19 protein-coding genes are annotated in these 23,787 nt (G+C 63.8%); 10 read left to right on the forward strand and 9 right to left on the reverse strand.

Annotated elements, in window-relative coordinates:
• Window positions 1-256 precede the first annotated feature (256 nt).
• Window positions 257-1,012, reverse strand: a complete 756-nt coding sequence (locus AB7M16_RS22460) for an outer membrane protein (protein ID WP_212259558.1) — start codon at window positions 1,010-1,012, stop codon at window positions 257-259.
• Window positions 1,013-1,176: 164 nt separating this feature from the next.
• Entirely contained in the window at window positions 1,177-1,446 is a 270-nt protein-coding gene (locus AB7M16_RS22465) for a hypothetical protein (RefSeq protein ID WP_453945260.1), read from the reverse strand.
• Window positions 1,447-1,730: 284 nt separating this feature from the next.
• Between AB7M16_RS22465 and AB7M16_RS22470 the strand changes: the two genes are divergently transcribed.
• Window positions 1,731-2,069 (forward strand): hypothetical protein, encoded by a 339-nt coding sequence (locus tag AB7M16_RS22470; protein WP_453945261.1) that lies wholly within the window; start codon window positions 1,731-1,733, stop codon window positions 2,067-2,069.
• 42 nt (window positions 2,070-2,111) lie between these two features.
• Here the strand turns inward: AB7M16_RS22470 and AB7M16_RS22475 are convergent, their stop codons facing one another.
• Window positions 2,112-2,597, reverse strand: coding sequence for a hypothetical protein (locus AB7M16_RS22475; protein ID WP_212259556.1), 486 nt, complete (start codon window positions 2,595-2,597; stop codon window positions 2,112-2,114).
• 380 nt (window positions 2,598-2,977) lie between these two features.
• On the opposite strand from AB7M16_RS22475, the gene AB7M16_RS22480 reads away from it, so the two are divergent.
• On the forward strand, window positions 2,978-3,235 hold the full coding sequence (locus tag AB7M16_RS22480) for a hypothetical protein (protein WP_246571937.1): 258 nt from the start codon (window positions 2,978-2,980) through the stop codon (window positions 3,233-3,235).
• Window positions 3,236-4,005: 770 nt separating this feature from the next.
• On the opposite strand, the gene AB7M16_RS22485 is transcribed toward AB7M16_RS22480, so the two are convergent.
• The 3 genes from AB7M16_RS22485 to AB7M16_RS22495 form a co-directional block, all read right to left on the reverse strand.
• Window positions 4,006-5,451, reverse strand: a complete 1,446-nt coding sequence (locus AB7M16_RS22485; RefSeq protein WP_453942833.1) for an IS1182 family transposase — start codon at window positions 5,449-5,451, stop codon at window positions 4,006-4,008.
• Between the two features lie 275 nt (window positions 5,452-5,726).
• Window positions 5,727-6,584, reverse strand: coding sequence for an HD domain-containing protein (locus AB7M16_RS22490; RefSeq protein WP_172785208.1), 858 nt, complete (start codon window positions 6,582-6,584; stop codon window positions 5,727-5,729).
• 722 nt (window positions 6,585-7,306) lie between these two features.
• Complete coding sequence (locus tag AB7M16_RS22495; RefSeq protein ID WP_453945262.1) at window positions 7,307-9,328, reverse strand: YgiQ family radical SAM protein; 2,022 nt, start codon at window positions 9,326-9,328, stop codon at window positions 7,307-7,309.
• Window positions 9,329-9,552: 224 nt separating this feature from the next.
• Between AB7M16_RS22495 and AB7M16_RS22500 the strand changes: the two genes are divergently transcribed.
• Window positions 9,553-9,690 carry a hypothetical protein gene (locus AB7M16_RS22500; protein ID WP_453945263.1) on the forward strand — a complete coding sequence of 46 codons (138 nt, stop codon included), beginning with the start codon at window positions 9,553-9,555 and terminating at the stop codon, window positions 9,688-9,690.
• Here the strand turns inward: AB7M16_RS22500 and AB7M16_RS22505 are convergent.
• Both AB7M16_RS22505 and AB7M16_RS22510 read right to left on the reverse strand, forming a co-directional pair.
• On the reverse strand, window positions 9,687-10,361 hold the full coding sequence (locus tag AB7M16_RS22505; protein WP_453945264.1) for a GntR family transcriptional regulator: 675 nt from the start codon (window positions 10,359-10,361) through the stop codon (window positions 9,687-9,689). The two genes, AB7M16_RS22500 and AB7M16_RS22505, sit on opposite strands and share 4 nt — an antisense overlap.
• Before the next feature lie 7 nt (window positions 10,362-10,368).
• Window positions 10,369-11,781, reverse strand: coding sequence for an FAD-binding oxidoreductase (locus AB7M16_RS22510; RefSeq protein WP_453945265.1), 1,413 nt, complete (start codon window positions 11,779-11,781; stop codon window positions 10,369-10,371).
• Window positions 11,782-11,955: 174 nt separating this feature from the next.
• Between AB7M16_RS22510 and AB7M16_RS22515 the strand changes: the two genes are divergently transcribed.
• The 7 genes from AB7M16_RS22515 to AB7M16_RS22545 all read left to right on the forward strand — a co-directional run bounded on the left by AB7M16_RS22515 (window position 11,956) and on the right by AB7M16_RS22545 (window position 21,849).
• Window positions 11,956-12,840 carry a dihydrodipicolinate synthase family protein gene (locus AB7M16_RS22515; protein WP_453945266.1) on the forward strand — a complete coding sequence of 295 codons (885 nt, stop codon included), beginning with the start codon at window positions 11,956-11,958 and terminating at the stop codon, window positions 12,838-12,840.
• Between the two features lie 204 nt (window positions 12,841-13,044).
• Entirely contained in the window at window positions 13,045-15,384 is a 2,340-nt protein-coding gene (locus tag AB7M16_RS22520) for a TonB-dependent siderophore receptor (RefSeq protein WP_453947243.1), read from the forward strand.
• Window positions 15,385-15,386: 2 nt separating this feature from the next.
• Complete coding sequence (locus AB7M16_RS22525) at window positions 15,387-16,583, forward strand: PepSY-associated TM helix domain-containing protein (protein ID WP_453945267.1); 1,197 nt, start codon at window positions 15,387-15,389, stop codon at window positions 16,581-16,583.
• 76 nt (window positions 16,584-16,659) lie between these two features.
• Complete coding sequence (locus AB7M16_RS22530; RefSeq protein WP_453945268.1) at window positions 16,660-17,892, forward strand: rhodanese-like domain-containing protein; 1,233 nt, start codon at window positions 16,660-16,662, stop codon at window positions 17,890-17,892.
• 124 nt (window positions 17,893-18,016) lie between these two features.
• Window positions 18,017-19,261 (forward strand): phosphoglycerate dehydrogenase, encoded by a 1,245-nt coding sequence (gene serA / locus AB7M16_RS22535; RefSeq protein WP_453945269.1) that lies wholly within the window; start codon window positions 18,017-18,019, stop codon window positions 19,259-19,261.
• Window positions 19,262-19,371: 110 nt separating this feature from the next.
• On the forward strand, window positions 19,372-20,391 hold the full coding sequence (locus tag AB7M16_RS22540; protein ID WP_453945270.1) for a patatin-like phospholipase family protein: 1,020 nt from the start codon (window positions 19,372-19,374) through the stop codon (window positions 20,389-20,391).
• A 3-nt stretch (window positions 20,392-20,394) separates the two neighbouring features.
• Window positions 20,395-21,849, forward strand: a complete 1,455-nt coding sequence (locus tag AB7M16_RS22545; RefSeq protein WP_453945271.1) for a GntP family permease — start codon at window positions 20,395-20,397, stop codon at window positions 21,847-21,849.
• A gap of 196 nt (window positions 21,850-22,045) precedes the next feature.
• Here AB7M16_RS22545 and AB7M16_RS22550 read toward each other — a convergent pair whose 3' ends face one another.
• On the reverse strand, window positions 22,046-23,767 hold the full coding sequence (locus AB7M16_RS22550) for an ATP-dependent Clp protease adaptor ClpS (RefSeq protein ID WP_453945272.1): 1,722 nt from the start codon (window positions 23,765-23,767) through the stop codon (window positions 22,046-22,048).
• Window positions 23,768-23,787: the final 20 nt, after the last annotated feature.

Genomic DNA, 23,787 nt, shown 5'->3' on the forward strand with positions numbered 1-23,787 from the left:
AGGCACCGCGCAAACAATCGTCGGCAGGACGATGTCACGTTGATTCAAGTCAAGAGACTTGGAGAAAGAAGACTTGGAGAAAGAATTGTGGCGCACAGGTCAGGCGCGAACTCCGACATGTCCGTTCTTGGGCCCCCATTCGGACGCGCGGCCCTCGACCTTTCATCGCAGCACAGCGCGACGCGGCGTTCGTCATACGAACAACAGAAGGCCCCGGGGGAAACCCCGGGGCCAGCTGCCGGGTACCGCTCGTGGACTAGTAACGTGCTGCGACCGGGGCCGTGTAACCGCCGAAGCGATAGTTGAGCCGTAGGGTGATCATATCGACGTCCTGGCTGACCCCGCTGCCCGTAAGCGTCAAGCCTCCGGGCGTGACCACGCCGGCGAAGGTACCGTTGTCGCGCCCCATCCAGAGATGGTCGTATTCCACGCCGAACGACCAGTTCGGTGCAAAGCCATATTCCCAGCCGACACCAAGGGCACCGCCCCAGCGCGTGTGGCCAGCCGAGGCGAGGCCGACACCGGTGACGTTGTTGAAGATGTCAAAGCGATTGTGAGTGACGGCCGCGCCACCCTTCACGTAGAACAGCGACGCATTCCATGCCCAACCGAGTTGGCCCGTGAAAAGGCCGATGCCATCGGTTTTGCCCGTGGTCGAAATGAGCGGATCGACCAGGCTCACACGCGTTCTCTCAATGTCGGCCCAATCGCCCTGTGCTTCGAGGCCGAAGACGAACTGATTGGTCTGCCAGCGATAGCCGATCTGACCACCGATCAGACCACCGTTGCGATCAGCACAACCGGCCGCCACTGTCCCGGCGAGCGTCACGAAATCCACGCAGCTTTCGGCTCGTCCCCAACCGCCGTTAGCGCCGATGTAGAACCCGCTCCAGTTGTAGATCGTCACGACCGGTGCTGGTGGCGGGGCCTTGACGGCCATGTCGGCAGCCGATGCAGGGGCAGCCAGGCCCATGGATGCCACGCTGACAGCGGCTACCAGGAGTTTCCTCATGAGATTGTCTCCGTATCCCTTGTTGTTGATTGATAACCCTGTGCACGTATTCGTGCATAAGTACTTCATAACAATCGCGAGTTTAGTCGTGACCGCCTTATGCCCATGTAATAAAATGGCAACACCCAAGCGATATCCTCCACGGCGCGTGCGCGTCACAGCGCTCATTCGTTGTCAGGAAGCGGCGCGGATTCGACGGAATCCTCCTGCCCTTCGGAAAGCCACTGGTGAACTTGACTGGACGGGATATGCCGCCGCGGCAGATACGGATTGATCGTTCCCGTTGATACAATCAGCCCTTCCTCGACCTTTGAGCGCGCAAAGATCTTGGCTTCGCCTTCGGTTGCGAAAGTTCTGGTTTCGCGTGGGCTTCGCCTTCTTGCGCGCAGGATGCGCGGACGACTCTCAAAAGTGACATACCAGGTTGGCGTCATCTCACGGGAACTCCGAACGCGCAGTCTCGCGAAACTGGCCAACGAGCGCACTTGGTCTGCGGCGTGCTGCCGTGGACGCGCACTTACCCGCGAACGCGCTCACGTGGACTTGCGCCCTCACGCGACTGATTCCGGCCTACGCCAGTGTGCCCGCTGCCGGTTTGATTTAGGTCAACGGTTATCCCGCACTGAATCGTTCGATTGGAAGTCGGCATTCGAACCGTAAGGATAAGCACAATGATGCGACCAGTCGCCATTGTGGGCTTCGCTGTACAGGAGCGAACATGAAAGCAGTTTCGTTCGGCGCACTCAGTCTTGGATTGCTTGGGCTTTCCGCTGAGGTGCTCGCCGCCCCGTGCTCGTCCTACTACATTTCGGAAGTCACGGTTGTATCCGCGGTCGACACCGAGGCCGGGCGTGTGCAGACTTTTGTTGGATTTGGAGCATCAAGGGAGGAGGCCGAGAAGAACGCCCTGGGATCCTGCTCGCACATTCAGCTCGACCTCCAGACATGCATCGATTCGGATCGCCTCCTCGTTCGCAATGCACCTTCGGATGAGCCTCTCGGTTCGCTTCACATGAAGTACGCGAAGGCGGTGAAGCGCATCACGGGCTGCGATTAGTTCGATCGCAAATCGGTCGCAGAGTAGAGACGTCGCGCAGGGTCATGGCGATTTCCCTTTCTGCCCTGCGACGACCGTGATCAGTCGCATGACATCATCGACACTTTCCCGCACGCCCTGAAGCTTTCCACTCGCGAAACCAAGTTCGGCATTTGCGCCCGGAATTCGATCTTCAAACCTGACGGTCGTTACTTGTGACACGTTGATGTGGATGAGCTTGCCGTTCGGTTCAGTCAGTTTGATCCAGGACATTTCGCCGCGATGTAATGTCATGATCAACTGCATGACCTCGTCGACGTTCTCCCGGACGCCTTGAGATTTCCCGCTTGCGAGACCTAGTTCGGCGTTAGCACCTGAAATATGCGTGTCAGATCGGACGAAGGTCACCAGCGCAATGTTGATGTGAACCGGCTTTCCACTAGGCTCGGTTAGTTCGAGAGAGCCTAGCGGGTTCGACCGCTGCGCCCGGGCCGAGTGCGACCATGCTGCCGCGCCGCAGATCAAGCCAAGAAAATCCCGTCGCAGCATTCCGCGCCCCCAGGATCAGAATGCAACAATGTAGCCTGTCACGCCCAGCGACAGGAAGATGTCGGAGTTGGAAGGCCTCGCCATTTTCGATAAGTCCCCACCTTCCCCGCGGGCCATTTCCAGCATCCGGCATTGTCGCTTGGCCTGCCGAGGAGCAGGACAGCGCCGCGCGGTCTTCGTAATGGAAGTAGCCTCGGCTGCCCCAGTGTGCACCGATGGGACAATATTGGTGTCTCTCCTTTCGCGAGTCGCCGACATCGCAAATCGGCCTCAGGGCTTGACCTGGATCAAAGGCCGCTATGCGTCGGCAGCCTCACAATGTCAGGCGCTGATCGCAGCCGACGGCATGCGATCAAGCCTCGTGAGATCAGGAGGCTCCGATGCTGCAGTTTCCCTCTCTTACAAAACTTGCATTCGCGGGCCTCGCATGCAGCGCGTTGCTGGGAATTGCGGGCGCAACGTTCAGCAGCAAGCCGGCAGGTGCGGTCGTGTACTGCACGTACGTCGGCTATCCCGCCGGTTGCGTTGCGCGCGCGGGAGTGGTGCTGAGGCCCCGACCGGTGGCTCGCGCTGCGGTCCGTCATAATGTCGGTGGCAATGCAAATGGCGGCGTCAATCGCATTGGGGCTGGTCGCTAAGGTGAAGCAGGATGGTTGAGCGCAACTCGCGCTCAGGCCGAAGATGGCAGGGTCTTACGACGAGCAATCTGCTCCCGGGAGGGCCCGGCCTTTGTTCAACGTGCGTCGCGCATTGAGCCCGAGTAGTTTGAGGGTGCGGAGCGACAGATGCCTTTGTTGGCCTATTTCCGCAACGTCGGCGCCGTGTTGCTCGCGCTGCTGTTGATCGCGGGCTTCTATCTGCCAACCTCGCCCGTCGCCCAAAGAGCGGCAGCTAGTCCGCCTGTCATACACATCCACTCGGAGCGGAAATTACCCGCGCTCGTCGTCTTCGACACAACACAGGCGAGTCTTGCGGCGCCGACACCTGCGCCATGGGACACGAACCCTCCGGCGCCGCCTGGCACTGTACCGGCCGGTCCTAATAATGATGCCAGAGTGCGCGACGCATTTGCGCGGCTGCCTCTGCCCGGGTCGCATCGCGCAGCATCGCTTGAACAGCGGAAGCGACAACCGAGCAGGAAATATGCTGGAAGACGGCATGCGGAGCCGCCGATCCTTCTGGCGGCGCGGCAAGGACCGGCTGCTTGGTTTGGCTTTAGATATTGGTGACGATCTGTCGCCGAGTCCGGTCCGCTTTGGGTCTTGGCTGTGTGCAAACGGATGGTCGGCACGCGGCCGTGGGTCGCCAATCACTGCAGGCGGCTGAGGTTCTCGCGTCGGATCGCCCAATGACGGCCAAAGCGGGTATCGCGAGGCGGTATTGCGCTTTTGGACGTACTTTCCGGGCTTCAGGCGGCGCGGATGGCTGCAATCAGGCGCGGTTTGCCGACGATGTTCATCACCCGTGTGAGGTTATAGGCGAGAACGTGCAGCGCCATTTCGGCGGCGACGTTCCGTAGGCGCTTCATCAGGAAGTGGGTCGCCCCCATACGGGCCTTGATCGTGCCGAAGGGATGCTCGACCGTCTCGCGCCGCCTCCGCATGGCGTCGGGGTCGGAATCGAGCCGTCTCTGGACCTCCTCGACCACATGCTCATGCTCCCAGCGTGTGATGCGGCGCTCCTTGGACGGCGTACATTGGCTCTTGATTGCGCAGCCTTGGCACGCTGCTGTCGACCAGTAACGGCGCAGCGTCATTCCATGCTCGATGTTGGTATAGCGATAGGGCAGCACCTGGCCGGACGGGCAACGGTAGACGTCCTCGTCAGGTAGATAGGCGAAGTCCTGTTTGCCGAACCGACCCTCCGCCTTGGCGTTCGACGTCATGGGCTTGGGCAGCGTGACTGCAACGCCAGCCTCTTTGCAGGCCAATATCTCCTCTCCGTCGAAGTAGCCACGGTCGGCGACCGCCTCCAGTTTGTCCACTTCGAGCACTTCTTTGGCTTGCTTCGACATCCGAGCAAGCTGCCCACGGTCGTTGCCGACGTTGATGACCTCATGCGTAACAATCAGGTGGTGTTCGGTGTCCACCGCGACCTGGACATTGTAGCCGACGACACCTGATCCGCGTCCACTGGTGGCCATCGAACGGGCATCCGGATCGGTGAGCGATATCTGTTGATCCGGCGTGTTGCGCATCTGCGCATCGAGCACTTCCAGGCGGCCCATCTCCTGCTTCAGCCGAGCGATCTTTTCCTTAATCCTCGTCGTCTTGATGCTGATCGCTTCCGATGGCTCCTGCCGATCGGCGCTATCGAGTTGACGCAGATATCGACCGACGCTTTCCTCGATCTGCGCCATCCGCCTCGCCATCTTGGCATGCGTGAAGTTGCGGTCGCGGTTGTTCACCGCCTTGAACTTGCTGCCGTCGATTGCGACGCTTGAGGTCTGCAACAGGCCCATTTGCCGGCATAGTGCAATGAACTTCGCACAAACCTTCCGAAGCGCCGCACCATTGTCCTTCCGGAAATCGGCGATCGTCTTGTGATCGGGAGCCAGGCGGCCGATCAGCCACATCACCTCGATATTGCGGCACGCCTCACGTTCCAGGCGGCGACTGGATTGCACCCGATTGAGATAACCGTAGATGTAAAGCTTCAGAAGCACTGCCGGATGATAGGAAGGCCGGCCCGTCTCCTTGGCGATCACACGCTCAAACCCCAGTCCATGCAGGTCGAGCGCTTCGACGAACGCATCGATCACATGGACCGTGTTGTCCTCACTTACCCAATCCTCCAGGCATTCCGGCAAGAGCGTCAGCTGGGATCTGTCCGCGCCTTCAACGAAGCGTCCCATCCGTATCCTCCATCAGAAAACGGAGGAATCGTAACCGACTCGTGGCTTTTCACACAGCCAGGGTCAAAACGTGAAGAACTCAGGTTGAGCTAATCTGGTCCGCTCTGGTTCAATGAGCGGACTACCGACCGCCGAGGTGCAACTTCGCCGATGGGCCAGGAGCAAACGCGCCGAACACCGGGACCCGACTGGAGCCACCGTCTAAGTCAGGTATTGTCGGTTTTGAGCGTCGGAGAATTGATCGGGATCCACTCGAAATCACGCTATTGGAACGCCTACAGTTCCGGACCAGAAAGTCCGACCTCTCGCTCAGCACGCAGGACATTCCCATAGAGACTGCCGATCCATTGTCTTCCGCTCGAGGTTACATTCAAATAGCGGACGGCAGTTTGGATGTGCGGTGCGACCTTGGTCCAGTAGAACTGAGGATATTTGTACACCACGTCCGCGGGCGTGGTGTATCCGAGCGATTTGTTGAGTCCTATCTCCTCGAACTCGTAGAACAGCGCATTTGATTTCTTCATGTAGTTCGGATCGCCGAGCTGACCGATCAGGTCGGCGGCGCGAAGCAACAAACCCTCCTCTTCGTCAAGATCATCCTTGAGTTCATTCGCTGATGCGTCTGCATAAGGAAAACGAGTGTATTCGATGGCTCGAGCAACGCGAGCGGCGTCAATTTCGTCAACTGCGTCAAGACGCTCCACGGTGAATAATTTTGAGCGGTCGACATGATAGGGCGCAAGCGCTGCATCGGAGGAGCCGACTGGCAATTCGACCGTTCGGCCAGTACCATCAACCACATAGGCACCGTCCTGGTCTCCGTGAACTATTCCCCGAACGTAGCCAATGTCGTGAAGCAGGCACGCCAGGATGAAGTGAGCATAGTCGCTGGCCGTCGTTGGCCTAAGAAGGGAGCGCCCGATCAGGATGTCGTGTCCCACCAGTGTGACCAACAAGGTGTGTTCGACGTTGTGGTAGAGTGCATCGCTGTTACCAATACATTCCAGGGCCAGCTTTGCTGCATAGGGGAGCAATTCCGGCAAGCTGGCGTGGGACGAGCCGAAGCGACCACTTGTCTCCGAGATCAGGAACGCACCGAGCGCCTGAGACGTCAGTTCTGGGATTGTTATCATGAGCAATCTCTCACTTTGGTGCCGAACCTTCAGAAGGCCTTCTGCAGGATCGGGAGGGAGAGGACGACCGAAGTAGTGTGAAGCCAAAGGATGGGTGATAGTTGACTTGGATCAACAGCAGCGACGCCGGACTACGCGTGTGCGCAGTAGCGACTTCCGCTCAGGGTCAAAACGTGAAGGACTCAGGTTTGGCAAATCTGGTCCGCTCTGCCGCGATGAGCGGACCTCCGTCAGACCCCACGCAACTTCGCAGATGGGCCACGAGCCGCGAGCACCTCGAGCGCGGTGCGGCTAGGGTAAAGCCGGCAGCGGGGTGTCGCAGGCTCTTGCTGGGCCGCCGGTGATCAAGCGATCAGGAGCACCGCCGCCTGCAGCGCGTCGAGCCGCTGAACGGATTGCGCGCGACGCAGTCCTGAGCTCGACGAGCCAGCGCTGAGCAACGGAAGGGGCATCCGATCCCGGTCCTTCCGATGCTGTCATTCTGCTCCTGTTTTGCCCGACGAAGCAACCGTTTCGTAAAATCAGCAGAATGCGCAGCGGTTGTTCGAAAAGATCGTGCTCAATCAACAGGCTAAGGCGAGGTCACGCCTCATTCGATCGTGTGCCGCGCCAAGCCGTTGATTTTGCTGTCCCCGCCTACTGTGCATGGGGTTGTTTTCGAACTTTCTGTTTGGGAGGGCACGAAAGCGCAACCGAACCGCGCCTGATCCGGCCCTCGCGCGCTACTTCATCACCCGCAGGCCCTTGGTCGTGAACTTCTGCGTCCTGCCGCCGGGTCGAACGGGACGCTTCGTGCCGGCGGCCTTGCCGGTGCCGGGCGGCTGGTGCGCAGGCACCAGCTGGTGCGGCTGCGCGCCGATCAGGTCGCGGCGGCCCATCTCGATCAGGGCCTCGCGCAGCAGCGGCCAATTATCGGGATCGTGATAGCGCAGGAACGCCTTGTGCAGGCGGCGCTGGCGCAGGCCCTTGATCGCCTCGACCTTGTCGCTGCCGCCGTGGCGCACGCCGCGCAAGGGGTTGACGCCGGTGTGGTACATCGCGGTCGCGGTCGCCATCGGCGAGGGCAGGAAGGTCTGCACCTGGTCGGCGCGATAGCGGTTCTTCTTCAGCCACAGCGCGAGGTTCATCATGTCCTCGTCGGTCGTGCCCGGATGCGCCGCGATGAAATAGGGGATCAGGTAATATTTCTTGCCGGCGCGTTCGGCCGCTTCATCGAACATCCGCTTGAACTTGTTGTAGGCGCCGATGCCCGGCTTCATCATCTTGTCGAGCGGGCCGCGCTCGGTATGTTCAGGCGCGATCTTCAAGTAACCGCCGACGTGATGGGTGACGAGCTCCTTGATGTATTCGGGGCTTTCGACCGCGAGGTCGTAGCGCACGCCGGAGGCCACCATCACCTTCTTGATGCCACGGGTCTCGCGCACCTTGCGATAGAGCCGGATCAGATCGTCATGCGAGGTGTTGAGGTTCGGGCAGATCTCCGGGAAGACGCAGGACGGCCGGCGGCACGCCGCCTCGACCTTCGGGTCCTTGCACGCCATCCGGTACATGTTGGCGGTGGGGCCGCCGATGTCGGAGATGACGCCGGTGAAGCCCGGCGTCTTGTCGCGGATGCGCTCGATCTCGCGCAGGATCGAGCCCTCCGAGCGGTTCTGGATGATGCGGCCCTCGTGCTCGGTGATCGAGCAGAAGGTGCAGCCGCCGAAGCAGCCGCGCATGATCGTCACCGAGAATTTGATCATCTCCCAGGCGGGGATACGTGCCTCGCCATAGGACGGATGCGGCGCGCGCGCGTAGGGCAGATCGTAGACCGCGTCCATCTCTTCCGTGGTCAGCGGGATCGGCGGCGGGTTGAGCCAGAGATCGCGGTCGCCGTGACGCTGCACCAGCGGCCGCGCATTGCCGGGATTGCTTTCCCGGTGCAGCACGCGCGAGGCGCGCGCATAGGCTTCCTTGTCCTGCTCGACCTGCTCCAGCGCCGGCAGGCGGATCACGGTGGCACCCTTCTGGCGCGATGCGCCCTCGTCGGCGGAATCGAGATCGTCGGCGTGCAGCTCGGTGTAGCCGTCCGGGACCTTGCGGAACAGCGCCACGCCCCTGATGTCGTCGAGCGCGCGCGGTGCTTCCCCGGCGGCGAGCCGGTGCGCCACCTCGACCACGGCACGCTCGGCGTTGCCGTAGAGCAAGAGATCCGCCTTGGCGTCCGCCAGCACCGAGCGGCGCACCTTGTCGGACCAGTAATCGTAATGCGCGATCCGGCGCAGCGAGGCCTCGATGCCGCCGAGCACGATCGGCACGTCCTTGAACGCCTCGCGGCAGCGTTGGGCGTAGACGACGGTCGACCGGTCCGGCCGCTTGCCGCCTTCGCCGCCCGCCGTATAGGCATCATCGCTGCGGATGCGCCGGTCCGCGGTGTAGCGGTTCACCATGGAATCCATGTTGCCGCCGGTGACGCCGAAGAACACCCTTGGCTTGCCGAGTGCCCTGAACGGCTCGGCCGAATGCCAGTCGGGCTGCGCGATGATGCCGACCCGAAAGCCCTGCGCCTCCAGCAGGCGGCCGATGATCGCCATGCCGAAGCTCGGATGGTCGACATAGGCATCCCCGGTCACCAGCACGATGTCGCAGGCGTCCCAGCCGAGCGCATCCATCTCGGCGCGGCTCATCGGGAGGAACGGCGCCGGCTTGCGCGGGCGGGCCTGGGCCATCAGCGGCTTTTCGGCGGTGATCATCTGGGTGTCCATGGCGCCTACGCATAGGGCGAGGGGCGGGCGAATTCAACCGCTCGCTGTCCGGTGATGCGGTTCCGGCGCCGGTCGGACCGGCCGCAGGAACCAACCGTGCCCGCGTGCATTCTGGTTACGGGTTCGACGCGGGCCCGGGTTGCGCGCGCCTCCATCGTTTCGGCGTCCGTGACGTCGCCTCTGGCGATGGGGGAATCGTGGGTACGGTCATAGAGAACTTGCTGATGCGGAAGCAGAAGCTGGTGGAGCAGCTGGAAGCGGCGCCGTCGGTGGAGGATCGCGACAGAATCGAGCATCAGCTCGAGCAGATCAACACCGCGCTGGATTTTCTGGACAGGCCGGGGTCGAAGGAGGAGCACTAGACGCGCTCATCCACCTTCAGCGCCTTGGCGTAGACGATTCCCGAATTCGTGATGTGCGTGGTCATCAATTCGCCGAAGGCGGAGAAGTCGCCGCGTGCGAACAGATCGAGCAGCTTGCGGTGCTCGTCGAAGGAGGTGCGGGTGCGCACGTCGATCGGCGAGGTCAAATTGGTGCGGAGGGCGGCGACGCGGCCGGAGACGAGCTGATAGGATTCGGCGAGATAGCGATTGCCGCAATGGGCGAACAGCGCTTCGTGAAAAGCGGTGTCGGCGCGGCCATAGGCGATGTTGTCCTTTGCCGCGACGGCCGGCTCCATCGCCGCGATCGCGGCGCTCATGGTCGCAAGTGTGCCGTCGCGGTCGTGGCGGAAGGCGAGCTCGGCGGCCTTGGGCTCCAGCGCGATGCGGAAGGTGCAGAGCGCGTTGATGTCGTCCGCACTCGGCGTGAAGACGAAGCTGCCGACCTGCGGCCGGATCACGACGAGCCCCTGCGCCTGCAACTGTCCCATCGCCTCGCGCACCGGCGTGCGGCTGACGCCGAAGGAATTGGCCACCATCTCCTCGGAGATGGCCGCTCCAAGCGCAAACTCTCCGTCGATGATGGCCTGGCGCAGCCGCTGCATCACCCGCTGCGACAGCGATTTCGGCGTATCGAGCTTGAGCGATCGCATGGTGCGCTCAGATCACCTTGCCGGGATTGAGCAGGTGATCGGGGTCGAGCGCCGCCTTGAGCGTCCGCATCAGCGCGATCTCGGCCTCGCTCCTGGCATGGCCCAGCCATTGCTTCTTCAACGTGCCGATGCCGTGCTCGGCGGAGACGCTGCCGCCGAGCTCGCGGACGAGGCCGTAGATGATCGCGTCCATCTCCTCCTTCGGCTGCTGCGCGACGGATAGGCCCGCGACCCAGGAGACGAGATGCAGATTGCCGTCGCCGATATGGCCGTAATAGACGCTCTCGCAGCCCTTGATGCCGGAAGCGAGCGCCGCCTTGCAGCGCGTGACGAACTCGTCCATCCGTGCCACCGCAAGGCCGATGTCGTAGGAGATGTGCGGGCCGAGCACCTGGCCGAACTCGGCGCAGATGTCGCGCACGCGCCAGAAGGCTTGCGTCTGCGCCAGCGACTGCGCCACCGCGGCATCCGCCAGCAGCCCGCGCTCCATCAGCTCCTCGAGCCAGCTCTCAAAGCGCGGCGCATCGACACTCTCGTCGGTGCCCTGCGCTTCCACCAGCACGTAGAGACCGTGGCCTGCGGCGACCGGCGGCTTCACGCCGGCGCGCGCCGTGATCACGTCCCAATAATCGGGCCACATCACCTCGAAGGCGGACAGCAGCGGGCCAAGCCCCGAACGCGCCGCATCGAGCAGCGCGATCACGGCCGGGTAATCCTTCAGCGCGCACAGCGCGGCCATGGTCGAGCGCGGCTTCGGAAACAGCTTCAGCACGACGCGGGTGATGATGCCGAGCGTGCCTTCCGAGCCGATGAACAGATGCTTCAGATCGTAACCGGCATTGTTCTTCATCAGCTTGTTGAGGCTGGTGATGATGGTGCCGTCGGGCAGCACCACTTCGAGGCCAAGCACCAGCTCGCGCGTCATGCCGTAGCGGATCACGCGGTTGCCGCCGGCATTGGTCGAGAGATTACCGCCGATCGCGCAGGAGCCGCGCGAGCCGAGATCGAGCGGAAAGAAGAAGCCGGCCTCGTCCGCCGCCTTCTGGATCGTCTCCAGCGGCGTGCCCGCCTTCACCGTCATCGTCGCGGAGGCGCGATCGATCTCCTCGATGCCGGTCATGCGCTCCAGCGAGATCGCGACCCAGCCCGCTTCCGGCGAAGCGCCGCGGCACAGGCCGGTCAAGCCGCCCTGCGGCACGAACGGCAGATGCGCCTGCCGGCAGGCCGCAATCGCATCGGCAACGCCCTGCGCATCGACGGGGCGGATCACCGCCAGCGGCGTCTCCGGCAGGCTCGCGCTCCAGTCGTTGCAATTGCGCGCCGGCACATCGGTGCCAACGAGCACCGCGGCCGCGCCGAGCCTGTCGCGCAACGCGCCGAGCAATTGGTCGGGATGCTCAATGGGGCTCACCATGTTCATGCGAGACCTCCTTTAGGATTCGACTGCGCCGCACGCGCCGCGACGGAAAGGGTTTGCACCCGTCTTGTATGTAAGGTACAAGATGGAAAGTAAAGCAAAAACGAGGCTTCGCCCCGCAGAGAAGATCGTTTGGGATCAGAGGCTTAGCTGGCGGCCGCAACAAAGGGTGGTGTGATGACGGAGGCGATTCGCGGGTTCTGGGTGGCGTCGGCGACGCCGCTGGCAGCGGACGGCAGCGTGGACGCCGCAAAGCTGGCAGCACACGCCAAGCAGCTGTTCAGCAAGGGCGTTGACGGCGTCGTGCTGTTCGGCACCACCGGCGAAGGCACTTCGTTCAATGCTGCCGAACGCGTCGCGACCGTTGAAGCCGTCCTCAAGGCCGGTGTGGCGCCGGAGCGCATCGGAATCGGCGGCGGCTTTCCCGCCATCAGCGACAGCATCGCGCTGACGCGCGCCGCGCTCGGGTTCGGCCTGCGCCACGTTCTGTTGCTGCCGCCCTATTTCGACCGCAGCGTCACAGCCGAAGGCATCGAGGACGCCTTCGCTGCGATCATTGACGGCGTCGGCGACGATCGCCTGCGCGCCTATCTTTATCACATCCCGCAGATCTCGGGCGTTGCGATCCCGACCCATGTCGCTGCGAACTTGCGCAAACGTTACGGCAGGGTGGTCGCCGGTCTGAAAGACTCCAGCGGCGACTTCAAGCAGTTCCAAGCGTTCCGTGCCGCCGCGCCGGAGCTTGCCATCACCGTCGGCAACGAAGCCGATATCACCCGCGCGATCGCCGCCGGCGGCGCCGGCACCATCTGCGGCATGGCCAACATTGCGCCGGAGCTGGTCAAGGCGATGGTTGAGGGCAAGGACGTCGAAGCGCGCATGCAGGCGGCGATCGACATCGTGGTGAAATCGCCGTCTTTCCTCACGACGCTGAAGGCGATCCTTGCGGCGCAGACCGGCGATGCAAGCTGGCTGCGCGTGCGACCGCCGCTCCGCGCCTTGGCCGACGGCACCGCGCTCAAGCGGAAGCTCGACGAAATGGTGGCGCCCGCCATCGCGTGAGATCGCGCTGGCGTCCCGACACGTTGCCGCGAAATTCGCGTGCAGCGTGTCGCCATCGTTGCGGGGTCAATCGCTGATTGTTGCCCCGCGCCTCACGGTGCTTAGAACGATTCAACACTAGAGCGATTCAAGCTCGGCTACGGTTCTCTTCGATTGCGGCGACTGTTACAGGCGCACACTTCAACGTTCTTGACTTGAAGTGGAATCAAAGTGCGTGCCTTCGTGGATGGCTGCGTCAGCGGCCATCGAACCCGTGCCGGCAAGAGCCGAGCAGGTCTTCTCATCGGTGCGGCCGTGCTGCTTGCCGAAAGCCCCTCCAACACCACGAGCGCTCAGGCGCAATCGGCTCTGCCGCCGGTGACGGTTGAAGCGCCGGCGCCGCGGCCGAAGCCGGCCCGTGCATCGGATCAGTCGTCGCGCCGCAACCAAGCCGTCGCGCGCCGCCAACCCAGCCGCAATCCCGCACCCGCGGTGCCGACATTGTCGGAGCGCGCCGCCGCCGAAGCCGCCGCGCAACAGGCGGCCAAGCTCGGCTATCGTGCAATGCCGAGCGCGACCACGCTGCGCAGCGGCGCCTCGCCGCTCGACACCTCGCAGTCCGTCAACGTCGTTCCGGCGCAAGTGTTGAAGGACCAGCTGCCGCGCAACATCGACGACGCTCTCGTCAATATATCCGGCATCACCCAGACCAACACGCTCGCCGGCACCCAGGACGCCGTGATCCGCCGCGGCTTCGGCGACAACCGCGACGGCTCGATCATGCGCAACGGCATGCCGCTGGTGCAGGGCCGCAGCCTCAATGCCGCGGTCGAGAGCGTCGAAGTGCTGAAGGGCCCGGCCTCGCTGCTCTACGGCATCATGGATCCCGGCGGCATCGTCAACACCATCAGCAAGCGGCCCGAGCTTTATCAGCACGGCTCGGTCACGCTGCTCGGCTCGACATACGCCAACAACCGGAACGGAGCCGACGGTACGCTCGACATCACCGGTCCGATCGGCGACGGCGGTCTCGCCTATCGTTTCATCGGTTACGGCGTCAGCGAAGATTATTGGCGCAATTTCGGCCGTCACCGCGAGATGCTGGTGAATCCCTCGCTGGCCTGGTACGGCGACACCACGACGGTCCAGCTCACCTATGAGCACCGCGAGTTCATCTATCCGTTCGACCGCGGCACCGCTTTCGTCAACGGCGCGCCGCTGGCGATCCCGAAGACTCGCCGGCTCGACGAGCCCTTCAACAACATGTGGGGCACCTCCGACCTGATCCAGGGCTCGGTCGAGCAGAAGCTGGACGACAATTGGAAGGTCACGGCGGCCTACAGCTACAACACCGAGACCTACAGCGCCAATCAGCTTCGCATCACCGGCGTCAACGCCAAGACCGGCGTCGAGACCCGCAGCAACGACGGCACCAGGAACTCGCTGAGCAACGCCAGCTACGGCACCTCCTATCTGCAGGGTGACGTCTGGGTGGGTGGCTTCCGCAACGAGATCCTGTTCGGGGGCGAGGCGCTGTATCGCACGATCGACCGCCACGATTTGATCCGCCAGGCGACCCCGAGCTTCAATTTTTACAACCCCGTTTACGGATTGATCACACCGGGAACGACCGTTTCGGCAACGGACAGCGAGCAGACCGACAAGCTCGGCACCCGTGGCTTCTTCGCCCAGGACACGTTCCACGTGACCAGCTGGCTGTCGGTGGTCGGCGGCGTGCGCTGGATGGAATACGAGCAGCTCGCGGGAAGAGGCCGGCCTGTGTTCGTCACCAACACCAATCTGTCGGGCGACAAGGTGCTGCCGCTCGGCGGCGTCATCTTCAAGCTGAACGATCAGCTGTCCTACTATGTGAGCTACACGCAGTCGCTGAAACCGACCTCGACCATCGCGCCCTTCACCGGTGCTCCCATCGGCTTCGTCGTCGACTCCACCATTCTGCCCGAAGAGGGCACCCAATGGGAGACTGGCGTCAAGTTCGATGTCAACAGGCGGCTGTCCGGCACTCTTGCGGTTTACGACATCGAGAAGAAGAACGTGCTGGTCTCCGACCCTTTTACTAGCGGTACGGTCTTGGTACGAACGTCCGCGAAGGCGCGGTCGCGCGGCGTCGAGTTGGACGTGACCGGCAAGCTGAGCGATGAGTGGAGCATGATCGGAAGCTACGGCTATACCGATGCCCGCCTGGAGAACGATCCCATCAACGGCAACGCCAAGTTGCTGAATGCTGCGATGAACACGGCTTCGCTCTATCTCGTCTACGATTTCGGCGATACGCTCCCCGGACGCCTGCGGCTCGGCGGCGGCGCGCACTATGTCGGTGACCGGCCGGGCGACTCCGCCAACAAGTTCTTCTTGCCGGCTTATACCGTCGCAGATGTCTTTGCGACTTACGACACGCAGATCGACAATCTGCCGGTGACCTACCAGTTCAACGTCAAGAACCTGTTCGACAAAGTCTACTATACGTCCAGCACCGGAAACGCGCTCAATGTTGCTATCGGCGACGCGCGCCGGGTATCTCTCTCGGCAACGGTGAAGTTCTAGCGATGGCAGTGCGGCCGGGGCACATGATCAAAGCTGTCCTGCTCCAGGTCCATTCCATCGCGGGCCTGGTGCTCGCGCTGCTGCTCGCCCTGATCGCGCTAACTGGCGCGATCATGAGTTTCGAGGACGAGATCGTCGATCATCTCAACACCGGCATCATGCACGTCGCACCGCGCGAGATGCCGGCGCTGATGCCGGACGAGCTGGTCGCGCGGCTGATGGCGGGGCAGGATTTCGGCAAGGTTACGGCTGTTTCGCTGTCGAGCGATCCGGCCGCCGCCGTGCGCATCCGCTTCGCGCGCGACGAGCAGGGCGCGCGGCCGAACTCGCTCTATGTCGATCCCTATGATGCGCGCGTGCTGGGTGCGCCGCGTGGCGAGGCGTTTTTCGCGACGGTTCGGAAGCTGCATCGCTGGCTCCTGATCCCCGGCGATGCCAGGGGCTGGGGCCGCCAGATCACCGGTGTGGCCGCGCTCGGCCTGATCGTCATGCTGGTCTCGGGTCTCGTGCTGCGCTGGCCACGTCGCGCGCGCAGCGTGAAGATGTGGCTCAACCCCAATCTCGGTCTCAGCGGGCGCGGGCTGCATCGCTCGCTGCATGCGGTCATCGGCACCTGGGTGCTTCCGGTCTATCTGGTGATGACGCTGACGGGCCTGTGGTACTCGTTCGACTGGTACAAGGACGGCGTCGTCTGGCTGCTGTCGCGTCCAGAAGTCTCTGCCGCGAAGATGCCGCCAAAAATGTCGGCGAAGGCGCCGCGTGCGGCGGCCCGTTCCGAGCCGGCCCGGCCGATCCGGTTCGACCTGGCGTGGACGACGTTCCGGCGTGACGAGGGCGACCGCTTTGCCAGGGCTCTGCTGACGCTGCCGCCCAGCCCCGGCACGGTGATACGGATCCGGTCGTGGGGAAGGGATTCGGCGCTCGACACCACGCGCGACGAATTCCGCATCGATGCCGTCACCGGTCAGGTCGCCTCCGCCGAACGTTATTCCGACAAGACGTTCGGCGAGAAGATCATCGCCAACGTGCTCGATATCCATCGCGGCGCTGTCCTGGGCTGGCCCGGCAAGCTCGCCTTCATGATTGCCGCGGCCCTGATGCCGCTGTTCTCGGTCACCGGCATTTTGCTCTATCTGTCGCGCCCCAGGCTGCGGCGCCCGGCGCAGGCGCCGCAGGGCCGGCTCGTTCCGGGGGAGTGAGCTGCTGCCGAAGAGGCTAGCCAACACCTCGACAATCGTTCAAAAGCCCGTGGCACGTCCTTGTCAGGTTCACGCCATGATGCTTCCGAGCGTTACCCCCGCCGATATCCGCCGCGCGCTGCTCCTGCGCGAGGAAATTGCGCTGCTCGATCTCAGATACGAGGCGGCCTTTGCAACCGGCCATCCGCTGTTCGCCGCAAACATGGCTGCGGACCGGATTGCAGTTGAGGCCGAGATGCGGCTGCCGCGCAAGGACGTTGCGATCGTGCTCTATGATGACGGCGAGGGGCTGGTCGCAACCGCTGCCGAGCGTCTGGCTGCACTCGGCTACACGAATGTCAGCGCACTCGACGGCGGGCTGACGGCGTGGCGCGATGCGGGCTTCGAGGTGTTCGAGGACGTCAATTCCTATTCCAAGGCCTTCGGCGAACTGGTCGAGTCGCGTCGTCACACGCCCTCGCTCAGCGCCGACGAGGTGGCAAAGCTGATCGCCGACAAGGCCAACATCGCCATTCTCGACGTCCGCCGCTTCGACGAATACGCGACCATGAACATCCCGGGCTCGGTCAGCGTCCCCGGCGCGGAGCTGGTGCTGCGGGCAGGGCAGGCCGCGCCCGATCCCGACACCACCATCATCGTCAATTGCGCCGGCCGCACCCGCTCCATCATCGGCACCCAGTCCCTGATCAATGCCGGCGTGCCCAACAAGGTGCGGGCGCTGCGCAACGGCACGATCGGCTGGACGCTGGCGCGGCACGCGCTCGATCACGGCGCCGACAGGCGCGGCGCGATCGGCCCGTTCGAGGGCGGACCGGCCAATGCCCGTGACGTCGCCTATCGCGCCGGTGTCCGTCATATCGGCGCGAACGAGATGGCGGCGCTGGTCGCAGAGACCGATCGCACGCTGTATCGCTTCGACGTGCGCGATGCCGAGGACTATGCGGCCGGGCATCTCCCCGGCTTCCGCCACTATCCCGGCGGCCAGCTCGTGCAGGAAACCGACATGGCCGCGCCGGTGCGCGGCGCGCGCATGGTCCTGACCGACGACAGATGCGTCCGCGCTGACATGACGGCGTCCTGGCTGGCGCAGATGGGCTGGGAGGTCTATGTGCTCGAGGGCGGCTATGACGGAGCGCTGGAAATCGGTCCACCGCTGGTGATGCCGAAGCCTGATCCGGCCCACCGCTACCGCCGTCCCTATGAAGGCACCGATGTGGCCGAAGCTGCGATGCAGGCCTATCTCGATTGGGAATACGGCCTCGTCGAGCAGCTCCGCCGCGACGGCACGCACGGGTTCTATGTGATTTGACCGAGCTCTGGGATGCCAAGCGCACCCATCGCCTCGCCATCTTCTCCCCGTATCCAAGCCCTATTGTGCTGCGTATCGCCCGCGGTCTATGAGCTGCGGCAAAGCTGCCATTTACGGAGATTCCATGTCCGCCCCCGGCCAAAGCCCTGAGCGAAGCGCCAAGGCGCTGCTGCTCGAAGGCGTCAATGATAGCGCTGTCGATCTTTTCAGGAGCGCGGGCTTCACCAACGTCGAAAGGCTGACCAATGCGCTGGACGGCGCGGATCTGCGGCGCGCGCTCGAGGGCGTGTCGCTGCTCGGCATCCGTTCGCGCACCCAGATCACCGATGAGGTGCTGGGGGCGGCCGACCAGCTTCTCGCTGTCGGCTGCTTCAGCGTCGGCACCAACCAGGTCGATCTTTCGGCGGCGCGCAAGCGCGGTATTCCCGTCTTCAACGCGCCGTTCTCCAATACGCGCAGCGTCGCCGAGCTCGTCATCGGCGAGATCGTGATGCTGCTCCGGCGGATCTTTCCGCGCTCGGTGTCGGCCCATGCCGGGGGCTGGGACAAGTCGGCGGCCGGCAGCCGCGAGGTGCGCGGCCGCACGCTCGGCATCGTCGGCTACGGCAATATCGGCTCGCAGCTTTCGACCTTGGCCGAAGCCATGGGCATGCGCGTGATCTATTTCGACCGCACCGACAAGCTTCGCCATGGCAACACCGAGCCGGTCGAGAAGCTGGAAGAGCTGCTGGCGGAGAGCGATGTCGTCAGCCTGCACGTGCCGGAGACGCCGGAGACCGCGGGCATGATCGGCGAGAAGGAGCTGCGGGCGATGAAGTCAGGCTCGTTCCTGATCAACAACAGCCGCGGCACCGTCGTCGATCTCGATGCGCTGGCGCGTGCCTTGCGCGATGGCCATCTCGCCGGCGCGGCTGTCGACGTCTTTCCCGTCGAGCCTTCGTCGAACGCCGATCGTTTCAACAGCCCCATTCAGGGCATCGAGAACGTCATCCTCACCCCTCATATCGGCGGCTCCACCGAGGAGGCGCAGGAGCGGATCGGCGGCGAGGTCGCGCGGAAGCTGGTCGACTATTTCATTACCGGCTCGACCATGGGCGCGGTGAACTTCCCGGAAGTGCAGTTGCACTTGCGTCCCTCCGGCGCGCGCTTCAGTCATGTCCACCGCAATGTGCCCGGCATGTTGCGGCGGCTGAACGAGGTCTTCCTCCAGCGCGACATCAACATCGCCGCGCAATATCTGGAGACCGCCGGCGATCTCGGCTACGTGGTGCTCGACGCCGATCTCGGTGGTCAGGACTCGGCGGCGCTGCTCCAGCAGATCCGCGCGCTCGACGGCACGGTCGGCGCGCGGCTGGTATTCGAGCACTAGACTGCCACCACGTTCCGGTTGCATTGTGCGGCCACTGCTCCCACACTGCGGTCGAATTCGACGTGTTCCAATCAGGTCGAATTTGAGCTTCAGTTGCGTGAGTGTCCGCCATGGAACGGGACGCCGTACTGATTGATCTCGCGCTTCAGGGCGGCGGTTCGCACGGCGCCTTCTCCTGGGGTGTGCTTGATCGCCTGCTGGAGGAAAACTGGCTCAGCATCGCCGCAATCTCCGGAACCTCCGCAGGCGCGATGAATGCGGCGGTGCTGGCGGACGGCTGGACCGCCGGCGGCGCCCAGGGCGCGCGTGAGGCGCTCGACCAATACTGGCGCCGTGTTTCGAAGGCCGCGGCCTTCAGCCCGCTGCAACGCTCGCCGCTCGACCGCTTGATGGGGCGCTGGACCCTCGACACGTCGCCCTTCTACATCCTGACCGATTTGATGTCGCGCGTGCTGTCGCCCTACGATCTCAATCCGACCGGCTACAATCCGCTGCGTGCGGTGCTGGCCGAGAGCATCGATTTCGAACGCCTCGTGCGCTCGCCGATCCAGCTGTTCATCACCGCGACGCGGGTGCGCACAGGGCGCGGCCGTATCTTCCGCAACGCGGAGATCACGGCGGATGTGCTGCTGGCATCGGCCTGCCTGCCGACCATGTTCCGCGCCATCGAGATCGACGGCGAGCCCTATTGGGACGGCGGCTTCGCCGGCAACCCGACGATCACGCCGCTGGTCCGCGAAAGCGACGCGCACGACACCATCCTCGTCCAGATCAATCCGACCGAACGGCTGGAGGCGCCGCGGACGGCCGCGGAGATCCTCAACCGGCTCAACGAAATCTCCTTCAACTCGCCGCTGATGAAGGAGCTGCGCATGATCGCGCTGCTGCGGCAGGCGGCCGATCCCGGCAGCGGCGAGGGCGCGCGCTGGGCCAAGATGCGGACGCACCGGGTCAAGAGCGACATGCTGGCGAAGTTCGGGGCGTCCTCGAAGCTCAACGCGGAATGGGAATTCGTCTCGATGCTACGCGCCGAGGGGCGCATGGCCGCAGACGCCTTCCTCGCCGAGCATGGTGCCGACATCGGCCGTCGTTCGACCGCCGATCTCGACGTCCTCCTGTCGGAGTGTTGAGGCATGGGTCTCCTCGGCCTCCTCGTCGGGCTCGCTCTGCTGGTCCTGTTCGCCTTCCGCGGCTGGAGCGTCCTGCTGCTCGCGCCGTTCGCCGCACTCGTTGCGGCGCTGTTCGGCGGTGAGCCGCTGCTCGCGAACCTGACCCAGGTGTTCATGGTGAACGCAGCGGGATTTCTGGCGCAGTTCTTCCCGATCTTTCTGCTTGGCGCCGTCTTCGGCAAGTTGATGGACGACAGCGGGGCGGTGACGTCCGTCGCCGGCTTCATGGCGGAGCGCCTCGGCGAACGGCGCGTGATCCTGGCGGTCGTGCTTGCCGGCGCGCTGGTCACCTATGGCGGCGTCAGCCTGTTCGTAGCGTTCTTCGTCATCGTTCCCATGGCCCGTTCGCTGTTTCGCGCCGCTTCGATTCCGCGTCGCCTGATCCCGGCTGCGATCGTGCTGGGAACGTCGACCTTCACGATGTCGGCCCTGCCGGGCACGCCGTCGATCCAGAACGCGATCCCGATGCCGTTCTTCGGCACGACGCCGTTTGCGGCGCCGGGCCTGGGCATCGTCGCCTCCCTCATCATGCTCGGCGCGGGATTGTGGTGGCTGCATCGCGCCGAAGCGTCGGCGCGCCGCACCGGAGAAGGCTACGGCGATGACGTTGAGGACTCGGCCGAGCGCGCAGCCGCCGACGAGCTCGTGCGCGAGCGCGCGACGACGGCGCGGGAGTTCGACCCGGCGGAACTGCAGCACGGTCATCGCAGCAAGCGGCCTTCGCCGGTGCTGAACGCCATCGCGCCGCTGGTCGTCGTCGTGACTGTCAATCTCTTGATGTCGCTCCTGGTGTTGCCGCGGCTCGATGTCAGCTATCTCGCCGAGCAACGCTTTGGTGATACCACGCTTGCAGCTGTTGCAGGCGTCTGGTCGGTCGCGGTTGCGCTGGCTGCCGCCATCGCCGCCACCATCGCGCTGAACTGGGCGCGCCTGCCGGCGCTGCGCCGGACCATGGACGCCGGGGCCAATGCGTCGGTCCTGCCCGCGTTCAGCGTCGCCAGCCTCGTCGGGTTCGGCGCCGTCGTCGCCTCGCTGCCGGCATTCGCGATCGTGCGCGACTGGGTGCTGGCGATCGAGGGCGGACCGCTGGTCTCGCTCGCCGTCGCGACCAACATCCTGGCCGCGCTGACCGGGTCGGCGTCCGGCGGCCTCACCATCGCCCTCGACGCTCTCGGCCCGACCTATGTCGAACTTGCCGCGCGCAACGGCATCGACCTTGCGTTGATGCATCGCGTGGCGGTGATCGGCGCGGGAACGCTGGACATCCTGCCGCACAATGGTGCGGTGGTCAGCCTGCTCGCGATCTGCGGCCTGACTCACCGCGACAGCTATTTCGACATCGTCATGGTGGGCATCGTGACCTCGCTCCTGGCGCTGGTGGCCGTGATTGCCCTGGGCAGTGCGCTGGGGTCGTTCTGACGGAAAGCCGGCGTCAGCGATTGACGGACGGGCGAAGGTTGCCCGCGTTCCCTGTCGTCCGCGCGCTGCCACTGTGCCGCTGGCCGGCCTGGCCGCACTACAAGTCGGGACTGGTGACGGAGGCGTCGAGCTATTTCTGCGCGCAGTGACCCTTCACCTCTCCCCGCGAAGACGCGGAGAGGGAGACATGCTCCGCTCATCCCGCCGCCATCGCCTGCGCGCCGCCGAGCAGTCGCGCATTGAGCCGGCCGCCGGAGAACAGCATGTCATCGAGGGCTTCGTCGATATCGGCGGAAATGACGGAATTGCCGCCATCGCGCGCGAGGCTCGCTTGTGCCAGGCGCCGCATCAATTCCTTGATGAATGCGCAACTCGTGCCTTCGCTGCGCCTGGCGGCTTCGGCGACGACGGCGTCGTCGAGTGGCAGTCCCTTGCCATAGAGCCGGACCAGTTTGTTGCGGCCGGTCTCGTCGGGAAGCGGCACTTCGATGGCCTGATCTATGCGACCGGGGCGGCCCGCTAGGGCGCCTTCGAGTTGCTGAGGCCGATTTGTTGTCAGCACGAACAGAATGTCAGCGTCCTGCTTCAAGCCATCCATCTCGTTAAGTAATCGGTTGAGCAGCGGTTCTTCGCAGCCGCTCATGTTCTCGCGCTGCCGCGCGATGAGATCGACGTCTTCGATCACAACCATGGCCGGTTGCAGGAGGCGAGCGAGATTCATATAGGCGCCGAGCAGGCCGATTTGCTCCGCTGTGATGATCAGCGTCGTATGACCGGGCAGATGGGCCGCGAGATAGCGGATGGTGTGAGTCTTGCCCGTGCCGGGTGGGCCGTAGAGTAAGATACCCTTCCGGGTCGACTGTCCGAGGCGGCGCAGCACGTCCCGCGTGCCCACGAAGTTCAGGACGTTACGATCAAGTAGCCGTAACGTCTGTTCAGGCAGGATCACCTCGTCACGACTGACGGAAGGAAGCCGGTGCACTGTGATCCCGCGCGAGCGCCCACGGTAGTCGGAATCGGCATCGAGAGAGAGAATCTTGCCACGGTAGGTGCGCGCGGCCTGAACGGCGTCCTCCAGCGCGCTGAAGCACTGCTGGACAAGCGCTGAGCCTGCGGCCCCGGCCGGCGCCATGATTTCGATCCGCACGCCGACCTCGCGGCTGTATTCACGATGAATGGCCAGAAGCACCGCGTAGCGGAGACCAGCGGTTGCGCAAAGCCAAAGACCATTGTCGAGGCACTTGGCTGGTGTCGGTTCGCCGATATCGACGTCGTTGTACTGAAGCGGTGCGATCGTCGCCGCGAAACCGTCGTTCTGCATCAATCTCGACATGGATAGCGTCTCGTAGCGGCGGTCCTCGGCGATACCGAATAGCCGGACCGGAGACGCAAATAATCGGTCGATGGCGGCCTGGACGTCTGCCCGCATGTGGCCAGGAAATTGGCGTACCGTGGTCACCAGCTGACTCCGCGGCACATCGGCGAAGTGCCAATTCAAGACACCGAACGTGTAATTGAACTCCTCCGAGGGGAGGTCCCGCGATGCGCATGCTGCTGCGAGTACGCAATCGGCGCACAGCCACACTGTGCGGTCCACCAATTGTGCTTCCGACTGCGCGATCGGTCGGCCGCAAAGCTCGCAGCAGGGCTTCGCCGTTTCGCTTGTGATCAGGAGTGGGTGGCCGGCGGCAGCGACACGACGCCTTGCAGATTCCAGCAGGGCTCCTGCGACCGGTGGTGGGTAGGGACCGCAGGCTGCCGCGCCATGCCTCTCCATGTCGGCAATCACGGAGACGGCTTCACTTTCCGACTTGCCGAAGACGCGACGCAACAGGTCAACGATGAATTCACGCGGAGTATCTTCGTCAGCATGCAGCACGAGCTGAGCCGGCACGGCCTCGACCTGAGTATCGCTCATGAAGTGTCCCCTTGAGCAAC

The organism is Bradyrhizobium sp. USDA 372 (assembly GCF_053629095.1).